Here is a 12,645-nt window from a genome sequence, read left to right on the forward strand (position 1 = left end):
CTCAGTGCACTCCCTTTCTCTTCTTGGCGCGTTCCATTAACAATAATAATCCTACAGAAAATACAGCCAACACCAGAGCAACTCCATTAGCAGCAGTGACATTGAAGTTCTCCATATCTTGATACACCAGCGTGGTTGCTGTTTGTGTTTTGTTAATAATATTGCCTGACACTACCAATACCGCTCCAAATTCACCCAAAGAGCGTGCAACTGTCAAAATCGTACCGTAAATCACAGCCCAGCGAATCGAAGGCCAGGTGACTTTCCAAAACGTTGTCCAACTATACGCGCCTAATGTAGAAGCCGCTTCTTCTTGATCGTTTCCTAATTCTTGTAGTACAGGCATGACTTCACGCACCATTAATGGAAATGTAACAAATAGTGTTGCAATAACCATCCCTGGAAAAGCATAAACCACTTTAAATCCAATCTGTTCAAAAAAGGTACCAATCACTGTATCCGGCCCTAGCAATAACACAATCATTAATCCGCCGATTACTGGTGAGACCGCATAAGGTAGATCGACAATACTGTTGAACAGTTGTCTTACTCTACGGCTTAGCCATGTTCCCCGTACCAGATAAATGCCCATCATAATCCCAAAGATTCCATTTAAAATAGTCACCACAATAACGATAAGCCCTGTCATCATCAGTGCATGTCTTGCTTCGGGACGACTTAATGCATCAATAAATCCACTGGTTCCTTTATCAAAAGCTCCGGTTGCCAGTACAGCCAAAGGAATCAAAATCAATATGCTAAAAACGATCCATGTGAGCGGAATCCAATATTTTCTCATTAGCGTGCTCTCCTTGTCTGTACTGCATTAATCAGCCAAAGAATAAGAAACGATAATGTTAATAAAATAACCGATACAGCAGCGGCTCCTGCTTCATTATCACTTTCTACTTCACCAAAAATATATACGGAAGCAGTAAGTGTACGTCCTGGAATATTACCAGCTACCAGAACGACAGCTCCAAATTCAGCCAATGCTCTTGAAAAAGCCAGCATAGCTCCACTCACAATACCCGGTGTCATCGATGGTAAGATCACTCGAAAAAAGGTATCTCGTTTGGAAGCTCCTAGTGTATAAGCCGCTTCTTCAGCCGAATGATCGATTTCTTCTAATAATGGCTGTATCGCCCGAATCACAAATGGAAAGGTGACAAATACCATCGCAATAATAATCGCAGGCTGATGAAATACGAACTGAAAGCCTAGCGTATCTGCTAATTTACCCATCCAACTGTTCGGCCCTAACAAAACGAGAATCATCAATCCGCCTACAGCAGTCGGTAAAGCAAAAGGCAAATCTACAATACTATTTAATAAAGACTTCCCTGCAAAATCATAACGTACCAACACCCATGCAGACATCGTACCGATCAACACATTAATAAGCGTAGCAATCAGCGCTAATTTTAAGGTTAATAGAACAGCTTTCCATGCGATAGGATCACTGATATTCTGTACAAATGCTGCCCAACCTTCTGAAAATGAGTTCACATACACTCCTGCAATCGGTAGTACAATCAATAGTAGAAAATACAATAATACGGTAGAGCGAAATCCCCAAGTCCATCCTTTATGACGCAGCAATGTACTATTCACGATATGACTCCTTTGCTTTAACCTTTATTTCCTATTAGTATACTCGGCTTTAAATCTTAGCAATACTTTAGCAAATTGTTATGCCTACCGTCAATTAAAAGAGTACTTTTTGTCAAAATGGTTAATAGTGTTAAATGTATTGATATGATAAGCATTTCGTGCAAAATGGGTAATACAGAAGTAGATAGTCACTTATTTTGCGATCTGATTTCAGATCAATTTTCGCAATATTTTGTCTATATATGTAAAATAATAATCGTTGAATATCCAATTTGAAAAAAAGCAGAGAAAGAAGGAATAATGATGCTGTATACATTGCCCATTTCAACGAGTAAACGTGATGCAATGAGAGATATTACGCGTGATGTGTCTTCTTTAATTACGCAAAGCGGAGTACAAGAAGGTATTGTCGTGATCTATTGTCCGCATACAACCGCAGGCATAGCGATCAATGAAAATGCTGATCCTGATGTAAAGCATGATGTGATTATGCGATTGGATGAAGTCTATCCGTGGGAACATCCCAAATACCGTCATATGGAAGGCAACACAGCTTCTCATCTAAAATCAATTACAACCGGCCCTTCACAGACCGTGATTATTCAAGAAGGTCGTATGTTACTTGGACGCTGGCAAGGAATTTACTTCTGTGAATTCGATGGTCCTCGCAAGCGTGAATATATGGTCAAAATTATAGCAGGTTAATACAAAAGGCGATCTATCCATATATATATTGTGGATAAATCGCCTTTTGGCATGATACATTGTTACCCCGTCATGTATGTAGTGTCTATAGTGATACATGAATTTACTATAGGGAATTACCGTTTTGACAAGGGAAAGTCTTAAAGTATGCAGATATAATCCCGCTTGCTTTGAATCAGTGACCTGATTCTTATTTGTATAAGCAATCATTGTATTGTCCCTTCACAGTACACGACATAATGTCTTGACATGGGCAATAACAGCTGGCTTAATTTCATCATATCCAACACGATCTTGAATATAATACGAAATAAAACCATGAATCGATAAAAATAAACTCAATGGCACAGTATTCATTGCTTCAGCGGTATGATTGGATGTGTTCATAGATTGACGGATAATAGAAGCAAATAAATCAAAACATCGTGCTTGTTCTGCACGACAATAACTTAACAGCTCTTCATCTCGTGTCATAAACATAATTTCATACTGATGCGCATTGTCCAGCCCGAACCGAATAAATTCGATCAACAAAAGCTCTACTTTGCTCCATTCCCCATGTTCAGGTTTGTCTTTGACTTCTCTAAATAACACACATAGATGATCAAAATCTTCCATCACAATCGCATAAAACAATTCTGCTTTTTCTTTAAAATGATAGTACAACGAACCATGACTATACCCCAAATGTTGACCAATACTACGCATTGAAATTGCCCGATATCCTTTGGTGACGAACAGATGTCTGGCAGCTTCGAGAATTCTTTCTCTGGATAATTCTTGTTCTACCGCTCTTCGTGCCATGATTACGATTCTCCTTCAAGCATTTTGCATAGTCTGATTCAAAATGCAGCTTCGATAAAGTAACGCTGTTCACCTTCAGTGATCACAGATTGTCCCTGCGTAATATCAGTGATCCATGCTTTGAATGCTTCGGCTTCACTTGCAACAGGTAAGCAATTCATAATCACTTTATCGGTAAAATCAGTCTCGGCTGTGCGAATACCGCGATTTCGCAATTCATTTTCTACTTTGCCGAGCCAGGTGTAATCCAATTCTACTGCAACTTCTTGATGAAGTATACGAGTAATTGCTTCCCCTGCTTCAATCGCCGCTACAGCGCCGTCTGTATACGCACGAATCAATCCACCTGCGCCTAACATAATCCCTCCAAAATAGCGAGTGACTACAATCGCTACATCTTGAAGTTGCTGATTTTTGATCACCTCCAAAATTGGCTTACCTGCTGTACCGCTTGGTTCTCCATCATCTGATTGACGTTGTATTTCTGCACGCGAACCAATCAAGTAAGCAGAACAATTATGAGTTGCATTCCAGTGTTGCTTTTTAATTCGTTCTATAAAAGCAATCGCTTCTTCTTCATTTTGTACAGGCATCACATGTCCTAGAAAACGAGATTTTTTGATCACGATTTCTTTGACACCTTCTTGCTTTACTGTACGATACCGTTCAGGCTTATCCATTTTAATCCCCACTTTATTCATTAGACACTGTACTATTCTGCTATAATGCTGGATGTATGTAACGCAGAATAGCGCTTGTGTTTCCAAAGATATAATACACTATATTTAAGTATCAAGAAAGCAGTTCCCTGACATCACTGTCAAAGAACTGCTTTCTCGTATTGATTTATTCTATTTTAACTTAAAGTGACTTATTCGGAAAGTCTTGCTTCAAGTTCTGCTTTTTGTTTTTCAAATCCTGGTTTACCTAGCAATGCAAACATATTCTTTTTGTAAGCTTCTACGCCTTCTTGGTCAAATGGATTTACACCTGACAAGTAACCGCTGATTCCGCAAGCTTTTTCAAAGAAATACACAAGGTATCCGAAAGAATACGGTGTTTGATCTTCGATATTTACAATCAAGTTAGGTACTTGACCATCAGTATGAGCAAGCAATGTACCCTGGAATGCTTTTTTGTTTACAAAATCAAGTGTTTTGCCTGTTAAGAAGTTCAAGCCATCCAAGTCATCTGGATCAGATTCGATCGTAATATGACTAGCTACATTTTCAACTTGTACTACTGTTTCGAAAATGTTACGGCTACCATCTTGGATAAATTGACCCATAGAGTGCAAGTCTGTTGAGAAATCTACAGCTGCTGGGAAGATACCTTTGAAGTCTTTACCTTCACTTTCGCCGAATAGTTGTTTCCACCATTCAGATACAAAGTGTAACGAAGGCTCATAGTTAACTAGAATTTCGATCGCTTTACCTTTACGGTATAGAGCATTACGCACTGCTGCATATTGGTAGCTTTCATTTTCAGCAACATTAGGATTGCTGTATTCTTTCGCTGCGTCTGCTGCACCTTGCATCATTTCTTCAATATTGATACCTGCTGTAGCGATAGGCAACAATCCTACAGGAGTCAATACAGAGTAACGTCCACCAACATCATCAGGAATCACGAATGTTTCGTAACCTTCTGCATCAGCCAATGTTTTCAAAGCGCCTTTTGCACGGTCAGTTGTTGCATAGATGCGTTTTTTCGCTTCTTCTTTACCATATTTTCTCTCAAGTTCTGCGCGGAAAATACGGAAAGCAATCGCTGGCTCTGTTGTTGTACCTGATTTGGAGATAACATTCACAGAGAAATCTTTACCTTCAATATTTTCAAGCAATTGGTTTACATACGTAGAACTGATGTTGTTACCAGCGAAATAAATTTCAGGCGTTTTGCGTTTGTCTTTAGGTAGTGTGTTATAGAACGAATGAGTTAACATTTCGATCGCTGCACGAGCACCTAAGTACGAACCACCAATACCGATAACGATCAATACTTCGGAATCGCTTTGAATTTTTGCTGCTGCTTTTTGAATGCGAGCAAATTCTTCTTTATCGTAAGCTGTAGGCAAATCAATCCATCCTAAGAAATCAGAACCTGCGCCTGTGCCGTTATGCAATTGTTCGTGAGCCAAACGAATCGGCTCTGCAAAATAATCCACTTCGTGTTGAGCGACAAAAGAAAGAGCGTTACTGTAATCAAATTTAACTGTTTTAGCCATAATATTGTTACCCTCCCAAAATAAATTATGATACGGTCCCATACCCAATATGCTAGTGAACATGCTACACTAAATGGATAAGTATAGATGTTCTAACTCACTTACGATATGGAGGAAATCAAGCTATGAAAAAAATCGGATTTATTGGCCTTGGCACGATGGGTCTACCTATGGCAGCCAATTTGCTCAAAGCAGGTTATACCTTAACTGTATACAATCGTACAGCATCCAAAGCAGAATCTCTAGTTCAACAAGGAGCCCATCAAGTACATACTCCGCGTGAAGCCGCTACAGATCAAGATATGGTGATCACGATCATTAGTGATGATGCTTCGATTGTTGATGTGTACGAAGGTGAAGATGGTATTTTAAATGCTGTCCAAAACGGATTAACCGTTATGGATTGCAGTACCATTTCTCCATCACTTGTCAAACAACTAGCTACTTCGATTACAGATAAAGGCGGTCAATTTCTAGATGCTCCTGTAACCGGTAGTGAGCCTGCTGCTATTGATGGAACACTTGTATTTATGGTTGGCGGTGACCCACACGTTATTGATGCTCATCAAGATGTATTTGAGACACTAGGTCGCAAAGTCATTCCAATGGGTGCTAACGGTAGCGGTGCAACTGCCAAACTTGCTCATAATACCATCGTAGGTATTCATACGGTTGCTCTTGCTGAAGCTTTTGCTGTAGCAGCCAAAGGCGGGATCGATCCATCGGCGTTTTATGAACTGGTACGTATGGGCGCAGCCGGCAGTCGCACAGCTGAACTCAAAGGTCAAAAAATTATCGATGGTGATTACACCAACCAATTTTCATTAGCATTAATGCTCAAAGACCTCAAACTTGCCTCTGTGCTTAACGATACCAACGGTGTACCTTCGCCCATGCTAAATCTGGCAAAAAGTATGTTCCAGATCGGTCAAACTAAAGGGTATGGTGATGACGATCTTTCTGTTATCGCTAAATGTTATGAAGAATGGATCGGTCAAACGATCAACGGCAAAGAGCTGTAATCCTATATCCATAGTACAGTATAACGGTATTTCATTGTCTTTCGCATGATGTATCGCACAGGTGATGGATCACTTGATTACGCATGAAAAGGGTAAGTTCTCAGTATAATCTATACTGATGAGCTTGCCTTTTTTTACGATCTACTTTTTGTACTAACTATATTGCTATTAAGCATAAGAGCAACAATAATCAGTAACCACAGCAATTTCAAGTTTGAACTTGGTATGAGCAGGCACTTCAAATGTTGCCTGTCCTTTAATATCTAACCATTCTTCGGTATCTGGTAACAGGACACGAAGTTCACCGGACAGAATTTCCATCGTTTCGTGTTGATCTGTTCCAAATTCATAAGAGCCCGGCAACATAATCCCTAACGTAATTTTGCTACCATCTGGCAAAATCACAGCACGGCTTGTTACTTTGCCTTCATAATAAATATTAGCTTCTTTGATTACTGTAACCTGTTCTAATTGCGTCATAAATTCAGACCGCTCCCCTGCTCATCATTTGAAATACAGACCTAGAAATAGTTATAAAAAGGTGCAGAAATGGCGCTTTGCCAACTTCTGCACCTTTAACAGTACTTTATAATTATTTAGACAATAGACCTTTAACATGTTGAACAACGTTCTCAACAGTAAAGCCATATTCAGCCATTACGCGATCTCCTGGAGCAGAAGCACCGAAAGTTGTAATTCCGATAATTCCACCTTTGTCACCAGTATAACGTTCCCAACCGAAAGTTTGAGCCATTTCGATCGCAAGACGTGGTTTAACATCAGGCAACAATACAGAATCTTTGTAAGCTTGGTCTTGTTGTTCGAACAATTCCCAGCTTGGCATACTGATAACACGTACTTCGATACCTTCAGATGCTAATGCTTCTTGAGCACGAACAGCCAATTGTACTTCAGAACCTGTTGCAATCAATTGTGCTACTGGTTGTCCCGCTTTAGCATCAGATACCACATAAGCACCTTTTTTGATGTTTTGACGAGAATGTTCTACAGTACCTGGCAAGATCGGCAAGTTTTGACGAGTCAATACAAGCGCGATAGGACCTTTTTGGTTTTCCATAGCATGAGCCCAAGCAGCAGAAGTTTCGTTACCATCAGCTGGACGAATCACTGTCAAACCTGGAATGATGCGTAGAGAAGCCAATTGCTCGATCGGTTCGTGGGTAGGACCATCTTCACCAACAGCAATACTATCATGAGTCAATACATACGTTACAGGCAATCCCATAAGAGCAGCCAAACGTACAGCAGGACGCAAGTAATCTGTAAATACGAAGAATGTACCACCAAAGATTTTAACGCCTGTATGAAGAGCAATACCGTTCATTGCCGCAGCCATACCGAATTCACGTACTCCGTAATAGATGTTACGACCAGCATAACTTTGAGGAGTAAAGCTGTCTAGACCATTTAGGTGAGTCATTGTTGAACTCTCAAGGTCAGCAGAACCTCCTGCTAATTGAGGAACACCATTGATTAGACCATTCAAAGCATTACCAGAAGCTACGCGAGTAGAAACTGCTTTGTCTTCTGTAGTGTAATGAGGAAGTTCTTTGTCCCATCCTTCGCTTAATTCGCCAGCGATAACTGTTTCGAATTGAGCAGCTAATTCAGGGTTTGCTTTTTTGTACTCAGCAAATTTCTCGTTCCATGCATTATTCGCTTCTACACCACGCTCTTTTACCTTAGCGAAATATTCACGAACTTCGTCTGGTACGTAGAAATCTTCTTCGTATGTCCACTCGTAAGCTGCTTTAGTCAATTTCGCTTCAGCAGAACCTAGTGGAGAACCGTGAGTACCACCGTGACCGCCGATACCTTGTTTGTTCGGGCTACCGTAACCGATCACTGTTTTTACTTCGATCAATGTTGGACGAGAAAGATCAGCTTTTGCTTCTTCCAAAGCAGCTGCAAGTGCAGGAAGATCGTTACCGTCTTCTACACGAATCACTTGCCATCCATAAGCTTTATAACGGTCTTCTACATTCTCAGAGAAAGAAAGACCTGCTTTACCATCCAATGTAATATCATTGGAATCGTACATCATGATCAATTTACCTAATTTCATATGACCAGCCATAGAAGCTGCTTCACTAGAAACGCCTTCCATCATATCGCCATCACCACAGATAGCGTATGTGAAGTGATCAACAACATTGAAGTTGCCTTTGTTGTAAGTCGCTGCCAAATGAGCTTCAGCAATCGCCATACCTACAGCCATACCTACACCTTGACCTAGAGGTCCAGTAGTAGCATCAACACCAACAGTATGACCAAACTCAGGGTGACCTGGAGTTTTACTGCCCCATTGACGGAACTGTTTGATTTCGTCCATTTCCAAGCCATAGCCGGAAAGGTGTAGCAAGCTGTACAATAGCATAGAACCATGTCCAGCAGAAAGTACAAAACGGTCACGGTTGATCCAAGTAGGATTAGCCGGGTTATGTGTCATTGTTTTAGCAAATAATTGGTAGCCCATTGGTGCAGAACCCATCGGCATACCAGGATGTCCGGAATTAGCTTTCTCGATAGCATCGATAGAAAGCGTACGGATTGTTGAAATCGCCAGATTGTCCACGTTGGAGTTCTCTGATTTACTTATACTTTGTTCTTGCTCTTGTTTCTTGTCAGTCATGTTAATCCTCCTCATTCTTCTTGGTAAAGCGAGGTGCTTGAGATTCTATTTCATCTGAATATCAGATCTTAGCAAAGTCGCAAATGAAATAAATCCTCTTGAGTCTTTCAATTTGACTTATTAGCCTTCAACCATTGTAACACTTGTTTGAGAAGTTTGCCAGAACGTTATTTAACTTCATCCTTATTTATACCCAAACTGGCTATAACGAAAAGGAAGTTACGCATTTAGTTTTAGAAAAACACGTTTTATTTTATCGTTTTTCGCCTGTTATTCCGGCTAGTCTGTTGTTATAGCTGTTAGTAAATATTGTCTGTTATTAACTATTGTGTGTTAGGAACTATTTTTGCTAGTGGTAATAATATACGGATAAGCGATCGTTCAACATAATGTACGTTGCAAAAATTATTATTCATTTTATGACATCCAGTCGCGCCATTAATTTTAAGCGCTAAAGAAATGAGGTTTTCATGATAAAGCAGAATCGGATATGGGTCGTCGAGTTCACGTATGCATTGTTGTTGGGCTTGATTAGCGGGTTTATTTTGGGCTTCTTTTTGAAATGGGTTCAATATGCAACTGGTTCATTGGTTTATACACTTTTATTGAATATCGATTTTATTCCTTTTTTACCGGAACGTTTGCCTGAACCGATTGAATTTGCTTTACATCTTGTGGTGGCGATCATTATTGCCTGGATCTACAGTATATGGATTCGAATTTCTCCGCATCCGTGGAAGTACGGTCTATATATTGGTATTGCCTCTTCTTTTTTATTTATTCCGTTAACATTGATGTCTGATCGAGTGCCAGACATTACCGATATAGTGGCTTACGGGTACTGGTTAGCAGGTCATTTATTATACGGATTGTCTTTAGGGTTACTTGGAACATTATTATTACGCCGAAATAGAGCCGAAATAGAAAAGAACAATAAGCTTTAGTTCCAGATTTCCTTGTATGCAGATTAGTGAATACTATGTAGATCATTTCCACTATTTTTTATGCAATTTGATGTAGCAGGATTACATTTATAAATTTTCTTTGGATAGAGCTGTATCTATATACTCTTTAGCATACTTGATCTGTATTAATACAACATTAACGTAGCAACAAAAAAGCACAAATGATTTTCTGCTAAATAACAGCAAAAGATCATTCGTGCTTTTTACATATTTATAATACAGCTTGTCATATACTGTTATCGATTGAATAAAAAGCGATTATGATGACAAAGGATTAATTAAAAACGACTGTTTTGTTTTGATGTACCAGTACACGATCTTCTGCGTGCCATTGCACTGCACGTGCTAATACTACACGTTCAATCGTACGACCAATACGCTTCAATTCATTTACATTGTCGCTATGACTTACACGTTGTACGTCCTGCTCAATAATCGGGCCGCCATCAAGCTCTTCTGTTACATAGTGAGCTGTTGCACCAATAATTTTAACACCACGATCATACGCTTGCGCATAAGGCTTACCACCTACAAATGCAGGCAAGAACGAATGATGAATATTGATAATCCGATTACGGAAATGCTCGATAAATAACGGCGAAATAATTTGCATATAACGAGCAAGTACAATCAGATCAATATCTGAACCGATCACTTCTAATTGCTTTTGTTCTGCTTCTTTTTTCGTATCCGCAGTCACTGGAATATGATGGAAAGGAATACCAAATGATTCTACATAACTACGCATATCATTATGGTTACTGATCACCATTGCAATATCTGCATCCAGATCACCTGCTTGCCAGTGCCATAACAATTCCACCAGACAATGGTCTTCTTTGGATACAAAAATCGCTAGTCTTTTTTTGCGGCTTACCTGATTAATTGTCCATTCCATTTTGAACTGATCTCCTACTGCTTGAAAATCACTTTCTAGCGCAGGTAGATTTTTACTTAATTCAGGTAGATCAAATTCGACACGCATAAAGAACATACCGCCTGCTGGATTCATCGTATATTGATCGGATTGAACAATATTCGCTCCATGTTCAAATAAAAAGCGTGATACAGTAGCTACGATTCCAGGGCCATCCGGGCAAGAAATCAGCATACGGGCGCGATTTTCTTGTTGTTCTTCTCTTGCAGTTTGATTTCGTTTTACATGTACTTCCATTGAATCTTCGTTCCCCCTTCAAATATCTTATATTACAATCTATGTCATGATGCTAAGAAAGTAAATATATTTATTCAAATTTATTAATATTCATTCAAAAAAATGTTTTTACTTATCCTGATGTGATTAGCTATTCATAGACATTGGGTGCAATTAAAGAATACTTTTCCCTGCAAAGTAAGCAGTTAAGCGGTGATTCAATGCTTCTTCACTCAACTCGCTAAATAACCCTTCAGCAATCACCATATCGTATAGACGTTCCATCGGTTCACGCGGATCTGCTTTACGCGCTTTAGCATCGCTTTTCAGCATATCCCATGTTTCCAAAATATATGGACGTGCTTCAATCTGTTGCCCTTCAAAGAAATGATGTAATTTTTCTACATCTTCCAAGAAACCTGCTCCAAAGCGACCAGTTAGATCACCACGTAGCAAAGCAATTTCAGCTTCATACATCGGACGCTGTGTTTTCGCATCTTTACCGATCCACGGCGTTTCCAAAATAAACGGACGACCTTTCAACTGATCATGATGCACAACACGACTAAGCGCTTCATAACCAATCCAACCTGAACCAAGTGTAGTATGACGGTCTTTGCCTGCGCCTGTAGGATTTTTACTATCGTTCACATGGACAACAGTAAGTCGATCCAATCCGATAAGACGATCAAATTTCTCCAAGACTCCGTCCAAATCATTAACAAGATCATAACCAGCATCATGGGTATGACATGTATCAAAACAAATCGTTAAGCGCTCATTATGAGGAACCATATCAATAATCTGCGCAATTTCTTCAAAGCTACGTCCTACTTCTGTTCCTTTACCAGCCATTGTCTCCAACGCGATATTTACATCCGTTTCGGATACACCGGATAATACTTTTTCCAGACCTTCTGCAATACGTTTGATACCAAATTCAGCATCCATATCTGTAAAAGCACCTGGATGAAGCACGATATTACGCACACCGATTTGATGAGTACGACGAATTTCTTCTTGTAAAAAATCAACTGCCAATTCGTAGATATTTTCTTTGTACGAACCTAAATTAATGATATAAGGTGCATGCACAACGATTTCTTCTACACCCATCGTTTGCATTTTTTGTTTGCCTTCTTCAATAAATAGCGTATCTATAGGTTTACGGCGCGTATTTTGCGGCGCTCCGGTATATATCATAAATGAGCTTGAGCCATATGTATCTGCCTCATTCGCTGCACTGAGTAACCCTTTACTGGAAAGTGATACATGGGAACCGATCTTTAACATAGTGTATTTCCTCCTTATTGTTCCGCTATTCGCGAATCTCACCTATTTTAACGTGAATACCAAAATAAATCTAGAAATAGCTGTGCTTTTCATCGTAAATTCATCGTCTGTTGATCAGATCACCTGTAGCAATTATGGGTAATCATTGAATAGAAGAATAATTAATGCTTAACATCAGTGGAATAAGATTAATCTATCTTATACATGGA

The 12,645-nt window shown here is 39.5% G+C and carries 12 protein-coding genes; 3 read left to right on the forward strand and 9 right to left on the reverse strand.

All coding sequences use genetic code 11. From position 1 onward, the window contains the following. Position 1: 1 nt before the first annotated feature. Both QCD85_RS03185 and cysT read right to left on the reverse strand, forming a co-directional pair. A complete protein-coding gene (locus QCD85_RS03185) occupies positions 2–799 on the reverse strand; it encodes a sulfate ABC transporter permease subunit (RefSeq protein ID WP_301261613.1) in 798 nt (265 codons plus the stop codon). Then, positions 799–1,614 (reverse strand): sulfate ABC transporter permease subunit CysT, encoded by an 816-nt coding sequence (gene cysT, locus QCD85_RS03190; protein WP_273615330.1) that lies wholly within the window; start codon positions 1,612–1,614, stop codon positions 799–801. The genes QCD85_RS03185 and cysT overlap by 1 nt, the downstream gene beginning before the upstream one ends. 303 nt (positions 1,615–1,917) lie before the next feature. On the opposite strand from cysT, the gene QCD85_RS03195 reads away from it, so the two are divergent. Further along, on the forward strand, positions 1,918–2,319 hold the full coding sequence (locus tag QCD85_RS03195) for a secondary thiamine-phosphate synthase enzyme YjbQ (RefSeq protein ID WP_273615329.1): 402 nt from the start codon (positions 1,918–1,920) through the stop codon (positions 2,317–2,319). Between the two features lie 222 nt (positions 2,320–2,541). Here the strand turns inward: QCD85_RS03195 and QCD85_RS03200 are convergent, their stop codons facing one another. From QCD85_RS03200 to QCD85_RS03210, 3 genes are all read right to left on the reverse strand, one after another. After that, complete coding sequence (locus QCD85_RS03200) at positions 2,542–3,123, reverse strand: TetR/AcrR family transcriptional regulator (RefSeq protein WP_273615328.1); 582 nt, start codon at positions 3,121–3,123, stop codon at positions 2,542–2,544. Positions 3,124–3,161: 38 nt separating this feature from the next. Further along, entirely contained in the window at positions 3,162–3,803 is a 642-nt protein-coding gene (locus QCD85_RS03205; RefSeq protein WP_273615327.1) for a YigZ family protein, read from the reverse strand. Positions 3,804–3,994: 191 nt separating this feature from the next. Continuing rightward, positions 3,995–5,350, reverse strand: a complete 1,356-nt coding sequence (locus QCD85_RS03210; protein ID WP_301261614.1) for a glucose-6-phosphate isomerase — start codon at positions 5,348–5,350, stop codon at positions 3,995–3,997. Between the two features lie 125 nt (positions 5,351–5,475). Between QCD85_RS03210 and QCD85_RS03215 the strand changes: the two genes are divergently transcribed. After that, the gene (locus QCD85_RS03215) at positions 5,476–6,372 is read left to right on the forward strand and encodes an NAD(P)-dependent oxidoreductase (protein ID WP_273615325.1); all 897 of its coding nucleotides are present in this window, start codon (positions 5,476–5,478) and stop codon (positions 6,370–6,372) included. 168 nt (positions 6,373–6,540) lie between these two features. On the opposite strand, the gene QCD85_RS03220 is transcribed toward QCD85_RS03215, so the two are convergent. Both QCD85_RS03220 and tkt read right to left on the reverse strand, forming a co-directional pair. Beyond that, positions 6,541–6,852, reverse strand: coding sequence for a pyrimidine/purine nucleoside phosphorylase (locus QCD85_RS03220; protein WP_204825190.1), 312 nt, complete (start codon positions 6,850–6,852; stop codon positions 6,541–6,543). Between the two features lie 112 nt (positions 6,853–6,964). After that, complete coding sequence (gene tkt, locus QCD85_RS03225) at positions 6,965–9,025, reverse strand: transketolase (RefSeq protein ID WP_301261615.1); 2,061 nt, start codon at positions 9,023–9,025, stop codon at positions 6,965–6,967. A 470-nt stretch (positions 9,026–9,495) separates the two neighbouring features. On the opposite strand from tkt, the gene QCD85_RS03230 reads away from it, so the two are divergent. Then, positions 9,496–9,969 carry a hypothetical protein gene (locus QCD85_RS03230; RefSeq protein WP_301261616.1) on the forward strand — a complete coding sequence of 158 codons (474 nt, stop codon included), beginning with the start codon at positions 9,496–9,498 and terminating at the stop codon, positions 9,967–9,969. Between the two features lie 295 nt (positions 9,970–10,264). On the opposite strand, the gene purU is transcribed toward QCD85_RS03230, so the two are convergent. Next, positions 10,265–11,164: a formyltetrahydrofolate deformylase gene (purU, locus tag QCD85_RS03235; RefSeq protein ID WP_274170625.1), complete on the reverse strand. Its 900-nt coding sequence runs from the start codon at positions 11,162–11,164 to the stop codon at positions 10,265–10,267. 153 nt (positions 11,165–11,317) lie between these two features. Beyond that, positions 11,318–12,436, reverse strand: a complete 1,119-nt coding sequence (locus tag QCD85_RS03240; RefSeq protein ID WP_301261617.1) for a deoxyribonuclease IV — start codon at positions 12,434–12,436, stop codon at positions 11,318–11,320. Between the last annotated feature and the right edge of the window lie 209 nt (positions 12,437–12,645).

This window comes from Paenibacillus sp. PsM32, from assembly GCF_030433815.1.
GTDB classification, from domain to species: Bacteria; Bacillota; Bacilli; order Paenibacillales; family Paenibacillaceae; genus Saccharibacillus; species Saccharibacillus kyungheensis.